This window comes from Nonomuraea solani, from assembly GCF_900108335.1.
GTDB classification, from domain to species: domain Bacteria; phylum Actinomycetota; class Actinomycetes; order Streptosporangiales; family Streptosporangiaceae; genus Nonomuraea; species Nonomuraea solani.
On the sequence record NZ_FNVT01000002.1, the window covers coordinates 580,012 to 600,418 of the forward strand.

General features: G+C 70.9%; 20 protein-coding genes and 1 pseudogene. 11 read left to right on the top strand and 10 right to left on the bottom strand.

What is annotated here, in order from left to right; genetic code table 11:
* The first annotated feature begins 247 nt into the window (after positions 1–247).
* Positions 248–706: an aggregation-promoting factor C-terminal-like domain-containing protein gene (locus C4V41_RS08280; RefSeq protein ID WP_200823835.1), complete on the top strand. Its 459-nt coding sequence runs from the start codon at positions 248–250 to the stop codon at positions 704–706.
* A 64-nt stretch (positions 707–770) separates the two neighbouring features.
* Here the strand turns inward: C4V41_RS08280 and C4V41_RS08285 are convergent, their stop codons facing one another.
* A complete protein-coding gene (locus C4V41_RS08285) occupies positions 771–1,421 on the bottom strand; it encodes a TetR/AcrR family transcriptional regulator (protein ID WP_103955158.1) in 651 nt (216 codons plus the stop codon).
* 83 nt (positions 1,422–1,504) lie between these two features.
* On the opposite strand from C4V41_RS08285, the gene C4V41_RS08290 reads away from it, so the two are divergent.
* Positions 1,505–2,620, top strand: coding sequence for a ferritin-like domain-containing protein (locus tag C4V41_RS08290; RefSeq protein ID WP_103955159.1), 1,116 nt, complete (start codon positions 1,505–1,507; stop codon positions 2,618–2,620).
* 49 nt (positions 2,621–2,669) lie between these two features.
* Positions 2,670–3,263, top strand: a pseudogene (locus C4V41_RS66040) (NACHT N-terminal helical domain 7-containing protein); the annotation flags it as partial.
* A gap of 2,145 nt (positions 3,264–5,408) precedes the next feature.
* Here the strand turns inward: C4V41_RS66040 and C4V41_RS08295 are convergent.
* Positions 5,409–6,692: a sensor histidine kinase gene (locus C4V41_RS08295; RefSeq protein WP_160150217.1), complete on the bottom strand. Its 1,284-nt coding sequence runs from the start codon at positions 6,690–6,692 to the stop codon at positions 5,409–5,411.
* A gap of 195 nt (positions 6,693–6,887) precedes the next feature.
* Here C4V41_RS08295 and C4V41_RS08300 point away from each other — a divergent pair, with 195 nt between their 5' ends.
* Positions 6,888–7,115, top strand: a complete 228-nt coding sequence (locus tag C4V41_RS08300) for a hypothetical protein (protein WP_103955161.1) — start codon at positions 6,888–6,890, stop codon at positions 7,113–7,115.
* A gap of 6 nt (positions 7,116–7,121) precedes the next feature.
* Here C4V41_RS08300 and C4V41_RS08305 read toward each other — a convergent pair whose 3' ends face one another.
* Positions 7,122–7,595 carry a nucleoside deaminase gene (locus C4V41_RS08305; protein WP_103955162.1) on the bottom strand — a complete coding sequence of 158 codons (474 nt, stop codon included), beginning with the start codon at positions 7,593–7,595 and terminating at the stop codon, positions 7,122–7,124.
* Between the two features lie 12 nt (positions 7,596–7,607).
* Complete coding sequence (locus tag C4V41_RS08310; RefSeq protein WP_235029977.1) at positions 7,608–8,960, bottom strand: MFS transporter; 1,353 nt, start codon at positions 8,958–8,960, stop codon at positions 7,608–7,610.
* Between the two features lie 148 nt (positions 8,961–9,108).
* Here C4V41_RS08310 and C4V41_RS08315 point away from each other — a divergent pair, with 148 nt between their 5' ends.
* On the top strand, positions 9,109–10,833 hold the full coding sequence (locus C4V41_RS08315; RefSeq protein WP_103955163.1) for an ABC transporter ATP-binding protein: 1,725 nt from the start codon (positions 9,109–9,111) through the stop codon (positions 10,831–10,833).
* Complete coding sequence (locus tag C4V41_RS08320) at positions 10,830–12,677, top strand: ABC transporter ATP-binding protein (protein ID WP_103955164.1); 1,848 nt, start codon at positions 10,830–10,832, stop codon at positions 12,675–12,677. Before C4V41_RS08315 ends, C4V41_RS08320 begins: the two co-directional genes overlap by 4 nt.
* A gap of 4 nt (positions 12,678–12,681) precedes the next feature.
* On the opposite strand, the gene C4V41_RS08325 is transcribed toward C4V41_RS08320, so the two are convergent.
* The 6 genes from C4V41_RS08325 to C4V41_RS08350 form a co-directional block, all read right to left on the bottom strand.
* A complete protein-coding gene (locus C4V41_RS08325) occupies positions 12,682–13,095 on the bottom strand; it encodes a hypothetical protein (protein WP_146103590.1) in 414 nt (137 codons plus the stop codon).
* Between the two features lie 123 nt (positions 13,096–13,218).
* Positions 13,219–13,500, bottom strand: coding sequence for a hypothetical protein (locus C4V41_RS08330; RefSeq protein WP_146103591.1), 282 nt, complete (start codon positions 13,498–13,500; stop codon positions 13,219–13,221).
* A gap of 79 nt (positions 13,501–13,579) precedes the next feature.
* Positions 13,580–13,906 (bottom strand): DUF202 domain-containing protein, encoded by a 327-nt coding sequence (locus tag C4V41_RS08335; RefSeq protein ID WP_103955167.1) that lies wholly within the window; start codon positions 13,904–13,906, stop codon positions 13,580–13,582.
* A gap of 18 nt (positions 13,907–13,924) precedes the next feature.
* Positions 13,925–14,251, bottom strand: a complete 327-nt coding sequence (locus tag C4V41_RS08340) for a YidH family protein (RefSeq protein ID WP_103955168.1) — start codon at positions 14,249–14,251, stop codon at positions 13,925–13,927.
* A 51-nt stretch (positions 14,252–14,302) separates the two neighbouring features.
* A complete protein-coding gene (locus C4V41_RS08345; RefSeq protein ID WP_103955169.1) occupies positions 14,303–14,689 on the bottom strand; it encodes a hypothetical protein in 387 nt (128 codons plus the stop codon).
* A 9-nt stretch (positions 14,690–14,698) separates the two neighbouring features.
* A complete protein-coding gene (locus C4V41_RS08350; protein WP_103955700.1) occupies positions 14,699–15,679 on the bottom strand; it encodes an alpha/beta fold hydrolase in 981 nt (326 codons plus the stop codon).
* Positions 15,680–15,772: 93 nt separating this feature from the next.
* Here C4V41_RS08350 and C4V41_RS08355 point away from each other — a divergent pair, with 93 nt between their 5' ends.
* The 5 genes from C4V41_RS08355 (at position 15,773) to C4V41_RS08375 (ending at position 20,402) form a co-directional block, all read left to right on the top strand.
* Positions 15,773–16,153 (top strand): hypothetical protein, encoded by a 381-nt coding sequence (locus tag C4V41_RS08355; protein WP_103955170.1) that lies wholly within the window; start codon positions 15,773–15,775, stop codon positions 16,151–16,153.
* Complete coding sequence (locus C4V41_RS08360) at positions 16,146–16,901, top strand: MFS transporter (protein ID WP_103955171.1); 756 nt, start codon at positions 16,146–16,148, stop codon at positions 16,899–16,901. Before C4V41_RS08355 ends, C4V41_RS08360 begins: the two co-directional genes overlap by 8 nt.
* A 56-nt stretch (positions 16,902–16,957) precedes the next feature.
* Complete coding sequence (locus C4V41_RS08365; RefSeq protein ID WP_103955172.1) at positions 16,958–17,218, top strand: hypothetical protein; 261 nt, start codon at positions 16,958–16,960, stop codon at positions 17,216–17,218.
* A gap of 95 nt (positions 17,219–17,313) precedes the next feature.
* Complete coding sequence (bla, locus tag C4V41_RS08370; protein ID WP_103955173.1) at positions 17,314–18,261, top strand: class A beta-lactamase; 948 nt, start codon at positions 17,314–17,316, stop codon at positions 18,259–18,261.
* Positions 18,261–20,402 carry a transglycosylase domain-containing protein gene (locus tag C4V41_RS08375; RefSeq protein ID WP_103955174.1) on the top strand — a complete coding sequence of 714 codons (2,142 nt, stop codon included), beginning with the start codon at positions 18,261–18,263 and terminating at the stop codon, positions 20,400–20,402. Before bla ends, C4V41_RS08375 begins: the two co-directional genes overlap by 1 nt.
* Positions 20,403–20,407 lie beyond the last annotated feature (5 nt).

A 20,407-nucleotide genomic window follows, 5' to 3' on the forward strand; every position in this document is an offset into this window, starting at 1 on the left:
TCCGCAAGTACCCGGCAAACACCTGTCCTAGGCGTGTCGAGATGTACGACCCGCGCTGACCGGGCGTAATAGGAATCGTGCTAGAGGACACGTCGTGGAGCCCTCCGGGCCGCCCAGCACGATCGGGCGGAACAGGATCCCTGAGGGCCGCGCGGACCCTCCACGTCCGAGCCACGGACGCGGACCGGCAGGGCGCCCGCAGAGATGCGGGTGCCCGTCCGCACGCGACCCGACAGCGAGGATCGTCTTGGACGGCAAACGTGCCCTGAGCGGCACTCTCATTTCTGTCAGCGCATTCACCGCGATCGGCGCCATCACACCGGCCTGGGCCGAGTCCGGGCCACCGGTCAGGACCCGGGTCTGGACCACGTCGGCGCAACCGAAGATGTCGGCCGTACGGCCGGCCAACATGAACAAGAAGATCGCCCTGGGCCAGGTCGTCCAGCGGGCCTGGAACGTGCAGGAGTTCCGCTGCCTGGACAACCTGTGGACCAGGGAGAGCAACTGGAACCACCGGGCGCTCAACCGCTCGTCCGGCGCGTACGGCATCCCGCAGGCGTTGCCCGCCGGCAAGATGCGCGGCGCGGGCCGCGACTGGAAGTCCAATCCGGAGACACAGATCCGCTGGGGCCTGAGCTACATCAAGGGGAGGTACGGCCGGCCTTGCGGCGCCTGGGGGCACTGGAGATCACACAACTGGTATTGACAGGAGGGAGCCTCAAAGCGAGCGATCCTCGCGGAGCGCGGCGATATACGCGGGAGGGCACCGATTATCTGGTGCCCTCCCGACGTGCCGCGTGGGCTTCGATCGCCTTGATCAGCAGTTCGAGGCCGAAGTCGAACTCCGCCTCGTGGTCGCACTCGCCGAGCAGCGCCGACAACGAGCTCACCTCGGGAAACAGCGCCGCGTCGACCCCCTCCGCCATGACCGTCCTGGTGTGGTGGACCGGCGCGAAAGTGGGCGTCACCCCCACCTCCCGCAGCAGCGAGCCCACGATGTAGGCGATGAACATCCGCAACATCCGGACCGCGTCCGCCCCGTCGAACCCGGCGCTGCGCAGCGTGGCCAGCGCTCGCTCGACGGGCAGCAGCCCGGCCGAGGAGTAGAGCTGGCGGCTGACGACGAGCATCGTGCAGCGCGGATAGTGGTGCGCGATCTGCCGGAACGCCCGCGCCTGCATGCGCACCCGGTCGGTCCAGTGGGCGTCGGGGTCGTCGGTGAACTCGATCTGGCTCAGCACCGTCTCGGCCACCCCGCTGAGCAGGGAGTCTTTGTTGGGCACGTGGTTGTAGAGCGACATCACGCCGAAACCCAGCTCGGCCGCGATGCGCCGCATGGAGACGGCGTCGGCGCCCTCGCGCTCGATCAGGTCGATGGCCGCGGTGACGATGCGGCCTCGGGAGAGCGGCTCGGTGCGCATAGCTCATTCTATTGACTGACGTACGGCGTACGTGCAAGCTCGAACCACGGACGTACGGTGTACGTAAGCCCCCCGGAGGTCCCATGTCGACCCACGATCTCTACACCATCCCCGCCGGCCTCTCCACGTGGAACGTCGAGATGGCCGGGGCCAGCCGGTTCACCTGGGAGTACGACGACGGCAGGGATCGCATGCTGGCCTTGTACCAGAAGGGCAAGGACAAGCAGTGGGATTCCACCAAGCGCATCGACTGGGACCTGGAGGTGGATCCGTACAACGTGCTCGGGATCCCCGACCAGACCATCGCCATCTACGGCACCCCGCTCTGGGACCGGATGGACGAGCGGACCCGTCAGGACGTGCGGTTACACGGCGCGGCCTGGCAGTTCTCCCAGTTCCTGCACGGTGAGCAGGGCGCGATGATCTGCTCGGCCAAGATCGTGGAGTCGGTGCCCGACCTCGACTCGAAGTTCTACGCGGCCACCCAGACGATGGACGAGGCCCGCCACGCCGAGACCTACGCCCGGTTCCTGCAGGAGAAGGTGGGCCTGGCCTACCCCATCAACGAGCACCTCAAGGCGCTGCTCGACAGCACGCTGAGCGACTCGCGCTGGGACATGCCCTATCTCGGCATGCAGGTGCTCATCGAGGGGCTGGCGCTGGCGGCGTTCGGGGTCATGCGCGACATCACCACCAAACCGCTGCCCAAGCAGATCCTCGCGTACGTGATGCAGGACGAGGCCCGGCACGTCGCGTTCGGCCGGATGGCGCTGCGCGACTACTACGCCAACCTGTCGGAGGCGGAGCGGCACGAGCGCGAGGACTTCGTCATCGAGGGCTGCTACCTGATGCGCGACCGGCTGCGCGGCCGGGAGACGTGGGAGAACCTGGGCCTGTCGAAGGCCGAGGTCGAGGAGGCCATGGAGGCCACGGACAAGTCGGAGTACCTGCGGCTGTTCAGGTCGCTGCTGTTCAGCCGGATCGTGCCGTGCGTCAAGGACATCGGGCTGTGGAGCCCGCGGCTGCGGCAGGCGTACGCGGAAATGGGCGTCCTGGAGATGGCCGGCCAGTCGCTGGAGGCGCTCATGAGGCAGGACGAGGAGATCGCCGACAAGCTCGACGAGGCCCGCTTCGCCGAGGAGGAGGCCGAACGGCACGCGGAGGTCGCCGACACGATCGCGATGGGCACCGAACCCTAGACTCCGGCAGACTACGGGGGGACCGGTTGTTCACGTCAGGGAGCCCCGTTTGCGCGCAGTACTCAGCTATCGCGACGCCGTGGTCCTGCTGGGCGGCGAGAGCGCGCTCACCCAGGTGCTGGACAAGGCGTCGTCCGTGGCCCTGTTCGGGCTGGGCGGCATCGACCTGTTCGACGCCCGCGCCGAGGCGGTGCGGCTCGGCGACGACCTGATCCGCCGCCTGCGCGACAAGACCAAGGGCCTGAGCCGGTACGACAGGACGCAGCGGCTGGCGGCGGCCCACGCGGTCATCGTGATGAGCGCGTACCTGGAGGTGCTGGGCGAGTCCGGCGTGCTGCCCGAGCTGACCAAGGACGACCAGAACCGGCTGCTCGGCCTGGCGGACGCCGGGGACGGCCTGATCGGCGCGGCGCTGCCCATGCCCGCGCCGCACCTCGCGTACGAGGACGTGCTCGGCAACCTGTCGAGCCACTACGTGCTGGTCACCGACTCGCTGGTCCGCCTGCTGGAGGGCCTGGCCTGCTGGGACGCCTGGGACGAGACCCGGCGCGACCGGCTGGCCCGCGAGCTGCCCGGCCGGGCCGTGCGCCGCTACGAGGAGCTGTTCCTGCGGCTGGCCACCGACTTCCCCGAGGTCGCCTGCTGGTCGGCGATGGTCGGCCAGCAGGCCACCCGCGCGCAGGTCGCGCGCGGCCTGGCCGGTCTCCAGGAGCAACTGTCCCGGATCGCCTCCGGGCGCGGCCCGTCCGAGCGGCTGGCGGCGCTGATCCAGGCGAACCGGGCCACTCTCCACCGCCCGATCGTCACCTCGGCCGACACGCCGCCGGGCATGACGATCCCCCGGCTCGGCGACGGCTACGTCAATCCCGGTTTCCGTGTGTTCCCGCCCGGCGACGACCGCCGGATCATCTCGGAGGAGTTCTGGGAGCACCTGCCGCAGCGCGACGACCTCGACGCCTTCCTGGCCGCGCATCTCACGCTGCCGGCGGCGACCCGGGCCCCGCTCCTCGTGCTCGGCCAGCCGGGCGCGGGCAAGTCCGTGATGACGCGCATGCTGGCCGCCCGGCTGCCTCCGTCCGAGTTCCTCCCGCTCCGGGTGGAGCTGCGCGGCGTGCCCGCCGACAGCGACGTGCTGGCGCAGATCGAGCACGGCATCAAGGACGCGCTCGACGAGAGCATGTCCTGGCCCGAGCTGGTGCACGCGGCGGGCGGCGCCCTTCCCGTGGTCATGCTGGACGGCTTCGACGAGCTGCTCCAGGCCACCGGCGTCAGCCAGACCGACTACCTGGAACGGGTCGCCGACTTCCAGCAGCGCCAGGCCGAACGCGGCCGGGCGGTCATCGTCATCGTCACCTCCCGCACGGCGGTGGCGGACCGGGCGCGCGTGCCCGCCGAGTCGAACGTGCTGCGCATGGAGCCCTTCGCCGAGCACCAGGTCCGCCAGTGGATCTCCGTCTGGAACACCGGCAACCGGCCCTACTTCCAGCGGCACGGCCTCGAACCCCTCCAGGAGCGGCACGTACTCGCCGTCCCCAGGCTCGCCGAGCAGCCGCTGCTCCTGCTCATGCTGGCCCTCTACGACGCCGACGGGAACGCGCTCCGGCTGACCAGGGACGAGCTGCACGAGGCCGATCTGTACGAGCGGCTGCTTCGCGGGTTCGCGGCCCGCGAGGTCCGCAAGACGAACCGGGGCCTGGCCGCGGCCGACCTGGAGCGGGCCGTCGAGGACGAGCTGCTGCGGCTGTCGGTCACGGCGTTCGCCATGTTCAACCGCGGCCACCAGTGGGTGCGGGAGGCCGACCTGGACGCCGACCTGCGGGCGCTGCTCCCGGCCGCCTCGGAGACGCCGCAGCCGCAGGGCTTCCGGCGCGTCCTGTCGCGGGCGGAGACCGTCATCGGCGGTTTCTTCTTCGTGCACGCCACGGAGGCCCTGCGGGAGGAGGAACGTCTCAAGACGTACGAGTTCCTGCACGCCACGTTCAGCGAATACCTGGTCGCCCGCCTGGTGCTGCGCGAGCTGTCCGACCTGGCCGACGAGCTGGCCTTCGCCGCCTCGCGCCACCGCCCGGCCAGACCGGACGAGTCGTTCCTGTACGCGCTGCTGTCCTTCGCGGCCCTCGTCGTCCGCGAACGGGTCGTGGACTTCCTGCGGTACGGGATGCGCCACCAGATCCCGGCGGACGGGCTCTCGTTACTGCGGCAGCACCTGCACGAGTTGTTCGCCACGTCGCTGATGCCCCGCCCGGGATCGGTCTACGACGGCTACCAGCCGGCGCACGCGGACGCCCCCACCCGGTGCGCCGCCTACAGCGCCAACCTGCTGCTGCTGTCCGTGCTCGCGGCCGACGGCCCCATTCCGGGCGCGGAGCTGTTCTGCGGCACCGGCCCGGAGGCGAACGAGTCGTGGCGGAAGATCGCCCGCCTGTGGCACGCCCAGCTCACCAGGGCCGAGTGGGCGGCGCTCACGAACACCGTCCGCGTACGCCACTTCCTGAACGGCCGGAAGCGGATGATGGAGGTCGGCGAAGAGACCGGAGAGAGCTTCCATCTGCGGGACCTGGCCTTCTATTCCTGGCCACGTGACGTCGGCGCGACGCCCCCGCGCGACTTCGAGATCGCGTCGGGCGGCCCGCTCGACATCTGGGCCCGCGAGATCTCCTTCCGCGACGACCCGCTGCTCGCCCAGCTCTTCGTCAACCTGATCCCCTACGCGAGACACGTGGAACCGGTTCTGGACGCGGGCGCGGTCTCCCCTGTCGCGGACTTCCTGGAGCTGCTGCTGGCTCCCTCACAGGAGCGGAAGGCGCAGGATCAGGCGGGCGCCGGGGCCGTCTCCGACCTCCAAAGAGCCCCCGTGCCCCCGGGCGATGTCGCGCGCGATGGGCAGCCCGAGCCCGCTCCCCCCGGTGTCCCGTGACCGGGTGTGATCGAGCCGCCGGAACCGCTCGAACACCTGCTCCCGCATCTCCTCCGGAATCCCCGGCCCGTCGTCGGCCACCTCCAGCACCGCCTCGTCCCCCATCCTCCGCACGCAGACCCGCACCCCGCGGTCCCCGTACCGGTCGGCGTTGGACAGCAGGTTCGTGAACAGCCGCGCCAGCCGCAGCCGGTTCCCCGACACGTGCACGCCGGGTTCGATCTCCATGGTCACCGGCAATCGCCAGGACCGGCGGGTGATCTCGTCCGCCACGAGCCGCCCCAGCTCGATCCGCTCCGTCACGGGCGTCACCCCGGCGTCCAGCCGGGCCATGAGCAGCAGGTCCTGCACGATGTCGGACAGCCGTCGCACGTCGTCGAGCGCCGCCCGCCAATCCGCCTCGCTGCGTTCTTCGAGCCCCGCCTCCAGCCGCACCATCAGCGCCGTGATCGGGGTGCGCAGCTCGTGGGAGGCGTCCGACACGAACCGGCGGTGCCGGGCGACGGCGTCCTCCAGCCGGGCCAGCGTGTCGTTGACGGTCGTGGCCAGCTCGGCCACCTCGTCCCTGGTGCGGGGCACGTCGATGCGCAGGCTGAGGTCCACGGCGCTGATCCGTTCGAGCCCGTAACGGATGCGCTCCACGGGGGCCAGCACGCGGCCGACGCCGTACCAGGCGCCCCAGGCCAGCAGCGCCACCAGCACCCCGGAGAAGCCGAACAGCAGCATCGGCAGGAAGGACGACCGCAGCAGGAACGGCTCCCGTACGGCCGCGTAGGCGACGACCGGGCCGTACGCGGTCGAGCGGTTGCTCGTCCCCACCACGATCAGGCAGCCGCGAGGCAGGCACACCCGGTCGCTGACACGCGAGTCTCCCCCGCTGGGCCGGGCGCGAGTGAGCGGCGGGTGGCCGGCGAGCCCGGCGCTGGAGGCCACGACCCGGCCGTGGGAGTCCACGATCTGCTGCATCTGGACGCCGTCGTTCGGCGGGATCGGGCCGGTGAACCGCCGCGTGTCGACCATCGTGGTCAGGCGCCGGCTGGCGGCGTCGGCCTGGGCGATCAGATCGGACCGCGCCCGTACGGGGTAGGTCATCGTGATCGCGGCCACTCCGGCGAACACGGCGACGCCGAACACCATGACGGTGGCGATCGTCATCCGAGCCCGGATGGAGCGGCAGTGCACCATGTGTCCGACTGTGCCACGAAGCGTACAAACCGCAGGTCAATGGGGTACGAGCCGATAATCATGTACCCGTGAGGGAAAAGCCTGACACCACGTGGTACATGAACCCCACCGCCGGCCCGCGGAGCCGGTTCCGATCATGATGGGCGCTCGGCCAGGCTCCCGCGCATGACGGACACCGGCCCGGGTGGCGACCCGATCGCGGCCTCCGACGCGCGGATGATGGCGATGTGCGTGACCCCGCATGACGACGGGTCGGAGGCCCTCGCGCACAGCCTCGACGTCGCGCTCACCGACGACCGTACCGACGAGTTCAAGCGCGCCGTGTCCCGCGCGCTGGCCGACACCGGCGACCTCGCGGGCGACCTGGCGAGGGACGCCAGGGAGCGGCTCTGACCGAGCTCAGCCGTGGAAGCGGCGGTGCAGCTCGCGCACCTCGTCGGCCAGCTCGGGCACCGGGCCCTCCACGACCACGCCGGGGGCGATGTCGCCGACGGGCAGCGTGCGCACGGGCGGCGGGGGCACGTCCAGCTCGGCCAGCCAGGCCGCGAGCTGGGCCGACGAGGCGGCGTACACGATCCGGCCCAGCCCGACCCAGGCGTGCGCGGCGGCGCACATCGGGCAGTGCTCGCCCGAGGTGTAGACGGTGGCCGCCGCCCGCTCCTCCGGCGTCATGTGCTCCGCCGACCAGCGGGCCAGCGCGAACTCGGGGTGCCGGGTACGGTCGCCCGCGGCGACCCGGTTGTGGTCCTCGGCCAGGACGGCGCCGTCGCCGGAGACCAGCACCGAGCCGAACGGCTCGTCGCCCGCCTCGAGGGCCTCAGTGGCCAGCTCGACGCAGCGGCGCAGGTACGGCAGTTCTGATGGGTCGATCATGAGTCCCTCATCCTAGAGCTCGGTTCGCGTCACCACGGTGAGCAGGGCCGCGCCCACGTAGGCGGCGGCCGCCACGATCGCGGCGTGGTGCAGGCCGGACACGAACGCGCCCGGCCGGGCCGGGTCGCCCGCGATGGCGCCGAGCGTGGCCACGCCGATCGCGCCGCCCGCCTGCCTGGCGGTGTTGTTGAGCGCGCTGGTCAGGCCCTCTCTGCCGGGCGGGGCGGCGCCCATGGCCAGGGCCACGACGCTAGGGGTGAGCAGGGCCGCGCCGACGCCGATGACGACCATGGCCACCGCCAGCGGGCCGTACGCGGAGCCGGTCTGAAGCGGCAGCAGCAGGCAGAACCCGGCCACCAGCAGGACCAGCCCGGCGAGCATGACCGGCTTGGGGCCGTGCCGGCCCGCCATCCGCCCGGCCAGGGCGGGCAGCAGCACCAGCGGCACGAAGAGCGGCAGCAGCGACAGCCCCGCCTCGATGGGCGAGCGGTGCCGGACGGTCTGCAGGTAGAGGGTGAGCAGCAGCATCACGCCGTTGATGCCGAAGTTCATGATGGCGGCCACGATCGTGCTGACCGCGATGGGCGGGCGGCGCAGGAGCGGCAGCGGCAGTACGGGGTCCGCGCGGCGGTGCTCGGTCAGGACGAACGCCACGCCGCAGGCCAGGGTGACGGCGGCGGCCACGAGCACCAGCGGGTCCGTGACGCCGAGCCGGCCGGCCTCGATGACGGTGAACGTGAGCGCCGCCAGCAGCACCGTGCCCAGGACCACGCCGGGCACGTCGAGCCGCCGGGGCTCCGGCTCGCTCTCCTCGACCAGCCGCACGATCACGGCGATGACCACGGCGATGACGGGCACGTTGATCCAGAACACCCAGGGCCAGCCGGCCAGCTCGACCAGCAGGCCGCCGAGCACCGGACCGGCGGGCAGGGCCAGGCTGCCGATGGCGGCCCAGGCGCCGATGGCCCGGGCGCGCTCCTCGCGGTCGGCGTACAGACGGGTGATCACCGCGAGCGTGCCGGGCAGCAGCAGCGCGGCGCCCGCGCCCTGCAGGACGCGGGCGGCGACGAGCGGCCCGATGCCGGGGGCGAGGGCGCAGGCGGCGGAGGCCAGGCCGAAGACGGCGAAGCCGAGGGTGACGACGCGCCGGTGGCCGTACCGGTCTCCGAGGGTGCCGCCGGCCAGCAGCAGGCCCGCGAGCGTGAGCTGGTAGGCGTCGATCACCCACTGCAGATCCGCCACGCCGGAGCCGCCGGTGCCGCGGCCGATGGAGGGCAGGGCGACATTCACGATCGTGATGTCGAGCAGGACGAAGAACATCCCCGCGCACATCACGACGAAGGTAACGGTCTTCCGGAAGTGCATGAACTTTCACGTTCCCGCACGTCACGTACAGGAACCCCACCTGCGGGCCACAGAAAATGGGTTGATCCGCCGTATTAGCCTAGAAGGGATGCCTCCCGATACGCAGAAACCTCGCCGTCCCCTGCTGTCTTCCAACTCCCTGTGGCGGATGAAGTCCTATCTCCGCCCGTACGTCGCCAGACTGGTCTTCATCTGGCTCGCCGCGATCGTCGGAATCGCCGCCGCGATCGCCCTGCCTCTGATCATCAAGCAGGTCATCGACGGGCCCGTCAAGCACGGTGACCAGAGCGCGCTGCTCCCCCTCGGGCTGCTCGCCGTCGGTGTCGGCGCCCTCGAAGCTCTGCTGATCTTCCTGCGGCGCTGGGCTCAGGTCAAGCCGGTGCTCGGCCTGGAGACCGCCATCCGCGACGACCTCTACCAGCACCTGCAGCGCCTGCCCATGGGCTTCCACGGCGACTGGCAGTCCGGTCAGCTGTTATCACGGGCCACAACCGACCTGTCGACCATCCGCCGCTTCCTCGGCTTCGGCATGCTCTTCCTGGTCATGAACATCCTGCAGCTCATCACGGTCACGGTGCTGCTGCTGAACATGTACTGGCCGCTCGGGCTGCTGGTGCTGGCCTCGGCCGTGCCGATCGTGTGGACCTCGCTGCGCTTCGAGAAGCGCTACATCAAGATCTCCCGCCAGGTCCAGGACGAGCAGGGCGACCTCGCCACGCTCGTCGAGGAGTCGGCGATCGGCATCCGCACGATCAAGGCGTTCGGCCGCCGCCACCACGTCTATGACCGGTACGACGACGCCGCGCTCAAGGTCTACGGCTCGTCGATGGACAAGGTGCGCCTGTCGGCCAAGTTCTTCTCCTTCCTGGAGATCATCCCCAACATCACGCTCGCCCTGGTGCTGCTGCTCGGCGCGATGGCCGTCGGCTCCGACGCGCTGACGCTGGGCGCGCTGGTCGCCTTCACCACGCTGATGCTGCAGCTCGTGTGGCCGATCGCGAGCCTCGGCTACATCCTGGCCATGGCCCAGGAGGCGATGACCTCCGCCGACCGCCTCGTCGAGGTCATGGACACCGTCCCCGCGATCGAGGGCGGCACCGCCACCATCGACGAGCCGCGCGGCCACCTGCGCTTCGAGGGTGTCTGCTTCCGTTTCGCCGACTCCGAGCAGCCGGTGCTGGACGACGTCTGGCTGGAGGTGCGCCCGGGCGAGACCGTGGCCATCGTCGGCCCGACCGGCGCCGGCAAGACCACGCTGACCGCGCTGGTGCCCCGCCTGATCGACCCCACCGAGGGCCGGGTCACGATCGACGGGCACGACGTACGCGATCTGGAGCTGACCACGCTGCGCTCGGTGGTGGCCACCGCGTTCGAGGAGCCGACACTGTTCTCGATGAGCGTGCGCGAGAACCTCATGCTCGGCCGGCTCGACGCCACCGAGGAGGAGCTGGCCGCGGCCGTCCAGACCGCGCAGGCCATGTTCGTCTACGACCTGCCGTGGGGCCTGGACACCCGCATCGGGGAGCAGGGGCTGTCGCTGTCCGGCGGCCAGCGGCAGCGGCTCGCCCTGGCCAGGGCGGTGCTGAGCAGGCCGCGGATCCTCGTGCTCGACGACACGCTGTCCGCGCTCGACGTCGAGACCGAGGCCCTGGTGGAGGAGGCGCTGCGGCACGTGCTGCGCGACGCGACCGGCATCGTGGTCGCCCACCGCGCCTCCACCGTGCTGCTGGCCGACAAGGTCGCGCTGCTGCGGGGCGGCACGATCACGCATGTCGGTCAGCACCACCAGTTGCTGGCCGAGGTGCCCGAATATCGCGAGCTGCTGGCCGCCGACGCCGACTTCGACGACGCCGCGGAAGGAGCCCTGCGATGACGACGACCACTCCCGAGGCGAAGTCCGGCACGTCCTGGCGCGGCGTCGCCTCCGAGGACCAGGACGAGCTGTCGGAGAAGGTCACCATCCTGCTGCGGACGCGCTCGCGGCGGCTGCTCGGTGACCTGCTGCGCCCGTACCGGAAGAAGATCGCGCTGCTGGTGGCGATCATCGTGGTGTCCAACGCGGCCGGGCTGTCGATCCCCTTCCTGGTCTCGGTCGGCATCGACCAGGGCATCCCGCCGATCGAGGACGGGAGGGGCACGGGGACCCTGCTGACCGTGGTCGGGGTGATCCTGGGCGCGGCCGTCACGCAGGCGCTCACCCGGCAGGCGTTCCTGCGGCTGTCGGGGACGATCGGCCAGAGCATCCTGCTGGAGCTGCGCAGGAGGGTGTTCGACCACTTCCAGCGGCTGTCGCTGAGCTTCCACGAGAAGTACACCTCCGGGCGTGTCATCTCCCGGCTGACCTCGGACGTCGAGGCCATCGCCGAGCTGCTCCAGTCGGGGTTCGACGCGCTGGTCAAGGCCGTGTTCACGATGGCGGGCACGGCGGTGCTGCTGCTGGTGCTGGACGTGCACCTGGGGCTGGTGGCGCTGATCCCGCTGCCGTTGCTGCTGCTGTTCACGCGGTGGTTCCGGCGTCAGTCGGTGATCGTCTACCGGCGTACGCGGGAGACCGTGGCGCTGGTGATCGTGCACTTCGTCGAGTCGATGACCGGTATCAGAGCCGTGCAGGCGTTCCGCAGGGAGCCGCGCAACCAGGAGATCTTCGAGCAGCTCAACGACGACTACCGGGGCGCGAACGCGCGCGGCATGCAGCTCGGCGCGACGTTCATGACCGGCATCAAGCTGATCGGCAACCTGACGATCGGCGGGGTGCTGCTGTACGGCGGCTGGCTGGCGCTGCACGGGGAGGTCACGGTCGGCGTGCTGACCGCGTTCCTGCTGTACCTGCGCCAGTTCTACGAGCCGATGCAGGAGGTCAGCCAGTTCTACAACACGCTGCAGTCGGCCGGCGCGGCGCTGGAGAAGCTGTCGGGCGTGCTGGAGGAGGAGCCTGCGGTGCCCGAGCCGCGCACGCCGGTGGCGCTGCCCCAGGGCAGGGCGCGCGGCAAGGTGCGCTTCGAGGGCGTGCGCTTCGCCTACGTCGAGGAGATGCCGATCCTGCCCCACCTGGACCTGACGGTCCCGGCCGGGCAGACTGTGGCGCTGGTCGGCGCGACGGGCGCGGGCAAGACGACGCTCGCCAAGCTGATCTCCCGCTTCTACGACCCCACCGGCGGCCGCGTGCTGCTCGACGGCGTCGACCTGCGCGACCTGGACGAGCCGGCGCTGCGGGCGGCCGTGGTCATGGTGACGCAGGAGAACTTCCTGTTCAACGGTACGGTCGCCGACAACATCAGGTTCGGCCGGCCCGACGCCACCGACCGCGAGGTCCGCGAGGCGGCCAAGGCCATCGGCGCGCACGAGTTCATCTCCGGCCTGCCCGAGGGCTACGACACCGAGGTGGGCAAGCAGGGCGGGCGCATGTCGGCCGGTCAGCGGCAGCTCGTCGCGTTCGCCAGGGCGTTCCTCGCCGATCCGGCGGTGCTCATCCTGGACGAGGCCACCTCCAGCCTCGACGTGCCGAGCGAACGGCTGGTGCAGCGGGCGCTGCGCACGATCCTCGCCGACCGGACCGCGCTCATCATCGCGCACCGGCTCTCGACCGTGGAGATCGCGGACCGGGTGCTGGTGATGGAGCGCGGCGAGATCGTCGAGGACGGGCCGCCCGACCGGCTCATCGCCGCCTCGGGGCGGTTCGCCGGGCTGCACCAGGCGTGGCTGGACAGCCTCAGCTAGGCGCTCAGGGGTGCGGCCGGGCCACGGCCACGAGGTTCGCGTACAGCTCGAACCCCACGAACGCGGCCAGCGGCACTCCCAGCGCGATCAGGAGCCGACCGGCCGAAGGTGCCCGCCGTTGGGCGGGCACCTTCGCCGGTACGGGCACCCTTTCCGGCTCCGGCTCCGGCGCGGCCACGAGCTCCGGGTGGCGGGTCAGGTAACCGGCCGGGAACCAGGTCACGTGGTAAGCGCCGCAGTCGGGACAGCACGCCCCTGACCAGGGCGGCTGTACGGGGATTCCCGAGCTGAGCCAGATGTCGACCTCGTTGCCGTGGGCGTCGCAGAGGTGCCGGACGACGAAATTCTCTTCCCAGACGTACAGGCAGCGAAGACATTCGAAGGGCCACGTCTCACGAGTGTCGAATCCGTCGGGCACCAGGACCACCTCCGGCCGTTGATCGCCGTCATCGTCCCGAGTGTCCGCCCGGTCTCAGCCACCCACAAGGCTCGCTTCCGACACCGACCGCCACCGAATGCTTACCATGTGTCATGTTAGACGTCAGTAAAGCGGTTTCGGCACCGGACTCAGCAGCGGCGTCGCGTCGGGCACGACGGGCTCGGACGGCGTGATCAGCTCCGGATGCCGGGCCAGATAGCCGTCCGGGAACGTCGTGACCTGCTGGCAGCCGCAGTGCGGGCAGACGGTGCCCGCCGCGGGCGGCGTCACGGGCAGGCCGCCACGCAGCCAGATCACTCCCGCGTTACCGTGATCGTCCTCGATGGTCCTGACGGTGTAGTGCTCTTCCCACACGTGCCAGCAACCCCGGCATTCGAAAGGCACGTTCCTGTGCGCTTCTTCCAATGAGGTCACCCCCCTTCCTTCGAGTGTCCGCCTCCTCATCGGAAAATCGCAACCTGACTCACCGAACCGTGAACACAAAGGTGAAAGCGCCCGCGACCACGCTCAACGTGCCGAGCCAGGCGAAAAGCACATCAAGCCCGGCATCCAGCGGCGTACCGGCGTGCAGCGCCGCCTGTACGCGGCGGAACCGCACCCCGGTCCTGATCAGCAGCACGCCGCCGCAGAGCGCGGCCATCGCGAAGCCGGCGACGGCGAGCATCGGCAGGCCGTGCCGGGCCGACAACCCGGCCGCGCCGAGCCCGCCGGTGGCCAGCGCCACCGCCGTGCGCACCCAGGCCAGGCGGGTGCGCTCGCTCTGCAGGCCCCGGTCCCAGATCTCTTCCACCGTTCAGCCTTCCATCGTTCAGGCCGAGAGGATGATGAGGACGAGGGCGACCACGGCCACGGCGGCGACGCCGTAGCCGAAGACGGCCGCGAGCGCGGGCGGCGGCAGCGGGTCCTGCTTGCGCAGGGCGCGCTGGATGTTGCGCCAGCGCGGGTAGGCCATGCCCGCCGCCAGCGCGGAGAGGGTCACGAGCGCGATGGCCAGCGCGGTACGGATCCACGGCACGAACACGTCGGCCGGCACCGCCGCCATGGCCACCCCACCCGCGCTGAGCGCCAGCGCCGTGCTCAGCCAGGTGAGAAAGGTGCGTTCGTTGGCCAAGGTGAAGCGCGGGTCGGGTTCCATAGGAAAAACGCTAATTGGTCCCTATTTCCCCTAGAGAAGCCGGGAATGGAATTAGCTGCAGGCCTTCGCCACCTGCTCCACGTAGGCGGCGCCCTCGGTGGTCACCTTCTGGGCCGCGTCGACGGCGTCGTTGACGGTGGTGACGTTGATGCCGCTCAGGGTCTTGGCCAGGTCGTCGGAGGCTTCCTTGAGCGTGGTGTTGGCGGCCTGGTCGGCCACGCCGGTGAGCTTGGTCGCGGCGTCGTCGATGGCCTTGTCCATCGCCTTGGGGTCATCGGTCAACTGGGTGATCTTCGCGCCCAGCTCGGTGATGATCTTCGGCGCTTCGATGCACGCCTGGGCCTTGTCGATGGTGCTGTTCACCTCGCTGCAACCGGCGGCGAGGATACACGTGGCGAAGAGTGCAAGGGGCACGAACCGGCTCTTGAGGCTACGCATGCTTCGACCCTACCCAAGGGTTCGGCCACGTGGCGTTATCGATCGGAGCCAGCCGGTCAGCAACCGGTTGACCTCCTCGGGCCGCTCCTGCTGGACCCAGTGCCCGCAGCCGTCGAGCAGGTGGGTGGCGGTCAGGCCGGGCATGGTCTCGGGGAAGGCCGCGATCGCGCCGGCTATCCAGGTCATGGTGGCGTCGAGCCGGCCGCCGGCGAACAGCGCGGGCTGGGTGATCGGGGCGCCGTCCCACGCGGCGAGATCCGCCCAGTCCCGGTCCATGTTGCGGTAGCGGCCGAGCGCGCCGGTGAAGCCGGTCCGCTCGAACTCGCCCGCGTACATGTCGAGGTCCGCCTCACTCAGCCAGGACGGCAGGACGCCCTGCGGGAACCGGTCGCGCAGCCGGCCGCCCTCGGAGACGAAGTACGGCACACCCGTCCCCATCGTGTCCGCCGACAGGGCGGCGTAGAAGCCGGCCAGCCAGCCGCGCACGTCGGGCTCGATCTCCGCCTCGGCTCGTCCCGGGGCCTGGAAGTAGCTCGCGTAGAACTCCTCGTGCCCGCCCATCGCGGCGAAGGCGTCGGTGGGGCGGTGCGGGCCGCGTGCGGCGTACGGCACGCTGAGCAGGCCGACGGCCCGGAAAACGCCGGGACGCAGCAGGGCGGTGTTCGCGGCGATGGTCGCGCCCCAGTCGTGGCCGACGATCACGGCCGACCGCTCACCGAGGGCCTCGACGACGGCGACGTTGTCCGCGACGTGGGCGAGCATGCCGTACGCGCTCACGTCGGCGGGCTTCGACGACCGGCCGTAGCCGCGCACGTCGATGGCCGCCGCGCGGAACCCGGCCGCGGCCAGGGCGGGGAGTTGGTGGCGCCAGGAGTACCACGACTCCGGGAAGCCGTGCAGGAGCAGGACCAGCGGCCCGGCGCCCTGCTCGGCCACATGGATCCGGCCTCCCGGCACCGGGACCAGGTGGTGGCTCAGCGTCTGTGACATGACTGAGAGCATGCGCCGCACGGTGACGGAAGAGCGAATTCCGTTGCCGTTCCGGCAAATCCAAAACTGCGGCAACTGGCCAAATACGGCTTCGTGGAGCAGGCCGAGGCGCGGGACGAGCGGGAGCGGCCGTGGAAGGTGACCGAGGCCGTCCAGGAGTGGGCCGAGGGGGACGTCTCGCCGGCCCGGGGGCTGCTGGAGCAGGTGATCGCCGAGCGGGCGCTGACACGGCTGGCCGAATGGCAGCCGCGCCGTCAGGACGAACCGGGGCCGTGGCGGGCGATCGGCGGGGTGAACAACCACTACCTCTACGCGACGCCGGAGGAGCTGGAAGCGCTCGGGGCGGCCGTCGCGGGGCTGCTGGAGCCGCTGATGGCGCGCGGGGGCGACCCGGCGGCGCGGCCGGACGGGGCACGGCCGGTGCTGCTCACCCAGCTCCTGGTCCCGCTGCCACCGACGGACTCCGGTGACTGAGGTCCCGCCGGTCGAGGCCTCGCTTGAGGCCCCGCCGCCGCTTCGGCGCAATCGTGACTATCGGCGGCTGCTGATGGCCGGGCTGATCTCGCAGACCGGCGACTGGGCGATCAGCACCGGGCTGGCCTACCACGTCTACCAGCTCACCGGCTCGACGCTGTCCAGCGCGATCATGCTGGTGGCCGGGCGGCTGCCCGACGTCGTGCTCGGGTCCCTGGCCGGAGTGCTGGCCGACCGCTGGGACCGCCGCCGGTCGCTGATCGCCACGGACCTGCTGATCGCGGCCGGGCTGCTGCCCCTCCTGCTGGTACGGGAGCCGTCCCAGGTCTGGATCGTCTACGCGGTCGCCCTGTGGTCGGGCGTGCTCAGCACCCTGCTGGTCCCCGCGCAGCGGGCGCTGCTCCCCCGGCTCGTGGCGGAGTCCCAGCTCGTCCGGGCCAACGCCCTGCACGGTCAGAGCGGCCAGGCCGCCCGGCTGGTGGGGGCGATGGCGGGCGGGATCGCGGTCGGCGCGGGCGGGCTGGCGGCCGTCGTGCTGATCGACGTGGCGAGCTTCCTGCTCTCGGCGTTCCTGCAGGCCCGGATCCGGACGCCGGGCCGCACCCCGGCCGCCGCCGGGACGATGGGCGGGCAGTGGGTCGCGTTGCTGCGGCTGGCCGGGCGGGACAGGGGTGTGCGGCTGCGGCCGGATGGACGCGAGCGGCGGCGCGGACGCTGCTGGGCTGGGGGACGGTCGTCTTCGGGCTGACGGACCTGGCGCTGTTCCTTCAGCCGCTCGCGTTACCCGCGCTGTGGCCCGCCCTCGTGCTGATCGGCGCGGCCGGGGTGCCGGCGGCGGCCGCGATGGCGGGCCTCACCACGCTGGCCCAGACCGTCACCGGCGACGACCGCCGGGGCGGCGTCATCGGGCTGCTCGGCAGCGCCCATGCCGCCACGGCGCTGCTGGGCATGACGCTGGCGGGCGCGCTCGGCGGGTCGCTCGGCATCGTGGCGACGCTGTGCCTGCACGCCGGCGGGCTCGTCGCGGCGGGCCTGATGATCCTGCTGACCTGGAATCATAACTGAACGGATATCAATTCTTTCGCGATATCGCTATTAGACATCGGCTGATCGCATCTGCTTTGCTCCTGCCCTCTGACCGACGACAGCAAGGACCTGGCATGCGACACCTCCGCGGGCTCGAAGCGGCGGCTCTGACGATCTCTCTCCTGGCGACCGGCACCCTGGTCGCGGCCCCGGCCTCCGCAGCCTCCGCGGCCTCCGCGGCCTCCGCTTCGGCGGTGGCCGTCCTGTCGCCCGAGGCCCAGGTCAAGAAGGAGCTGCGGGCTCTGGAGGCGTCCTACAACGGCCGGATCGGCGCGTACGCCATCGACACGGCGACCGGCAGGACGGTCGCGTACCGGTCGGGTGAGCGGTTCCCGTTGCTGTCCACGTTCAAGGCGCCGCTCTGCGCGGCCGCGCTGCACCGGGCCCGCACCACCGAGCCCGGCCTGATGGACAAGGTCGTGAAGTGGACGGCCGACGACCTCAAACCCAACTCGCCGACCACCGAGAAGCACGTCGAAGACGGCCTGACGGTCGCCGAGCTGTGCGAGGCGGCCATCACCTTGAGCGACAACACCGCGGCCAACATGGTGCTCAAGCAGATCGGCGGGCCGGCCGGGCTGACGAAATACTTCCGTACGCTCAAGGACCCGATCTCCCGCCTGGACCGCTGGGAGACCGAGCTCAACGACTGGACCCCCAAGGAGCGGCGCGACACCACCACGCCCGCCGCCATCGGCCGTGATCTGCGCGCCCTCACCACCGGCGACGCGCTCGACGCCAAGGACCGCGAGCGGCTCAACGCCTGGCTGATCGCGAACAAGACCGGCGACGCGCGCATCCGCGCCGGACTGCCCAAGACCTGGAAGATCGGCGACAAGACGGGCACGAACGGGGACGCCGGCCTGGCCAACGACGTCGCCGTCGTCTGGCCGTCCGGCAGGTCGGCCGCCCCGATCATCCTGGCCGTCTACACCAACCGCAAGACCGCGGGCGACCCCGTGGACGACAAGGTCATCGCGCGGACCGCCACGATCCTCGCCCGCGGGCTCGGCAGGCTCTGATGCCACGACGGGGGGTCAAGGGGACGGGGGTCCTGCGTCTCGCCGCCGCGGCCGCGGCGGCGGGCACGCTGGTGGCCGCCATCGCGATCCCGGCCGTGGGGGGCGCGGGGGCCGGGTTCGTGGCGGCGGCCGACGAGGTGAACCTCAAGCCCGCCGATCTCGCGGAGCCGCCGCCCGCCGAGGTCACGATCGTGCGGGACGCCAAGGGGGGCGAGATCGCGCGCTTCTATGAGGAATACCGGCAGGTCGTCGGCTTCGACGAGATCGCCGGCGTCATGAAGACGGCCATCGTGTCGATCGAGGACTTCCGCTTCTACGAGCACGGGGCGATCGACGTCGAGGGCACGCTGCGGGCGTTCGTCACGAACCTGCGGTCGGGGCGGGTCAGCCAGGGCGGGTCGAGCATCACGCAGCAGTACGTCAAGCAGGTGCTGCTCAACTCGGCCGGCAGCGTCAAGGAGCGGAACGCGGCCCTGGAGGCCAGCTACGCGCGCAAGCTCAACGAGCTGCGGTACGCGATGGGGATCGAGGAGAAGTACAGCAAGGACCAGATTCTGGAGAAATACCTGAACATCGCCTACTTCGGCGCGAGCGCGTACGGGGTGGAGGCGGCGGCCAGGCGCTTCTTCGGGGTCGGGGCCGCCAAGCTGAGCCTGGCGCAGGCGGCGACGCTGGCGGGGGCCGTACAGGATCCGAACGCCACCGACCCCAACCTGGGCAAGGAGCACCGCGCCCGGCTGCTGCAGCGCCGCAACGTGGTGCTCAACCGGATGGCCGAGCTCGGCAAGATCACCACCGCCGAGGCGGCGAAGGCCAAGGCCACCAAGCTGGGCTACAAGGGCACCCGGCTGCCCGGGGGCTGTGAATCCAGCAAATACGCCTACTTCTGCCTGTACGTCCGCCACGAGATCCTCGGCAACCCGGCCTTCGGCTCCACGGCCAAGGCGCGGCTGGCGATGCTCAACCGCGGCGGACTGACGATCAGGACGACGCTCGACCCGGCCATGCAGACGGCCGCCGACCAGGCGATCAAGAAGTGGGTGCACGCCTCAGACGAGCCGGTCGCCGCCCAGGCCCTGGTCCAGCCCGGCACCGGGGCGATCAAGGCCATGGCCGCCAGCAGGCGGTACGGGGGGAACGCGGGGCGGAACGAGATCTCCTACAACGTGGCCGCGGACGCCGCGCACGGCGGCGGGATCGGTTTCCAGCCCGGGTCCACGTTCAAGACGTTCACCCTGATCACGGCCCTGCAGGAGGGCATTAAGCTGGACGACGGGCTGGCGGCGGGGGCGGGTTACCGGGCGCCGGCGTACTCGACGTTCAAGAACTGCAAGGGCGAGAGCATCGGCGACCCGGCCCACACGGTCACCAACGACGAGGGCTCCCCCGGCTGGAAGACGCTGCGGAGCGGCACGTGGGACTCGGTGAACACGTTCTTCATGGAGCTGGAGGAGCGGGTCGGCCTGTGCGACACGGTCAAGACGGCCAAGTCGCTGGGCATCCGGCGGGCGGACGGCCAGAAGCTGCAGGAGTATGAGACGTTCACGCTCGGGATCAACGAGTCGGACCCGGTGACGGTGGCCGGGGCGTACGCGGCGATCGCGGCGCGGGGCACGTACTGCGCGCCGATGGCGATCACCCAGATCACGGACCGGAACGGCAAAACCACCCGCTACCGCCCCAAATGCCGCGAAGCCCTCGACCCCGCCATCGCCGACGCGACCGCCGACGTCCTGTCGGGGGTGTTCACGGAGGGCACGATGAGCGGCGTGGGCGGCCTCGGCCGCGACGCGGCCGGCAAGACCGGCACCACGGACGACTACGCGTCGGCCTGGTTCGCCGGCTTCACCCCTGATTTGGCGGGCGCGGTGAGTTTGGGGGATCCGCGGGGGTCGCAGCGGCACAAGCTGACGGGGGTGACGATCGGGGGGCGGTATTACGGGTCGGTGCAGGGGGCCAGCATCCCGGGCCCAATCTGGCGCGACACGATGCTGGCGGCGCTGCGGCGGGTGCCACCGACGTCGTTCACCCCGATCGACTCGGCCAGATTCGAGGGCTGCACGGCGGACTGCCGCCCCGAAGAACCGTCCCCCGAACCGACCCCCGAGGTCACTTTGACTCCGGAAGACATCCTGGAGTAGACGGA

Bases quoted from the DNA above. Each gene is read 5' to 3' on its own strand.
- C4V41_RS08285 (WP_103955158.1), bottom strand. From the start codon at position 1,421: ATGCGCACCGAGCCGCTCTCCCGAGGCCGCATCGTCACCGCGGCCATC.
- C4V41_RS08290 (WP_103955159.1), top strand. From the start codon at position 1,505: ATGTCGACCCACGATCTCTACACCATCCCCGCCGGCCTCTCCACGTGG.
- C4V41_RS08295 (WP_160150217.1), bottom strand. From the start codon at position 6,692: ATGACGATCGCCACCGTCATGGTGTTCGGCGTCGCCGTGTTCGCCGGA.
- C4V41_RS08300 (WP_103955161.1), top strand. From the start codon at position 6,888: ATGACGGACACCGGCCCGGGTGGCGACCCGATCGCGGCCTCCGACGCG.
- C4V41_RS08305 (WP_103955162.1), bottom strand. From the start codon at position 7,595: ATGATCGACCCATCAGAACTGCCGTACCTGCGCCGCTGCGTCGAGCTG.
- C4V41_RS08310 (WP_235029977.1), bottom strand. From the start codon at position 8,960: ATGCACTTCCGGAAGACCGTTACCTTCGTCGTGATGTGCGCGGGGATG.
- C4V41_RS08315 (WP_103955163.1), top strand. From the start codon at position 9,109: ATGAAGTCCTATCTCCGCCCGTACGTCGCCAGACTGGTCTTCATCTGG.
- C4V41_RS08320 (WP_103955164.1), top strand. From the start codon at position 10,830: ATGACGACGACCACTCCCGAGGCGAAGTCCGGCACGTCCTGGCGCGGC.
- C4V41_RS08340 (WP_103955168.1), bottom strand. From the start codon at position 14,251: ATGGAACCCGACCCGCGCTTCACCTTGGCCAACGAACGCACCTTTCTC.
- C4V41_RS08345 (WP_103955169.1), bottom strand. From the start codon at position 14,689: ATGCGTAGCCTCAAGAGCCGGTTCGTGCCCCTTGCACTCTTCGCCACG.
- C4V41_RS08350 (WP_103955700.1), bottom strand. From the start codon at position 15,679: ATGTCACAGACGCTGAGCCACCACCTGGTCCCGGTGCCGGGAGGCCGG.
- bla (WP_103955173.1), top strand. From the start codon at position 17,314: ATGCGACACCTCCGCGGGCTCGAAGCGGCGGCTCTGACGATCTCTCTC.
- C4V41_RS08375 (WP_103955174.1), top strand. From the start codon at position 18,261: ATGCCACGACGGGGGGTCAAGGGGACGGGGGTCCTGCGTCTCGCCGCC.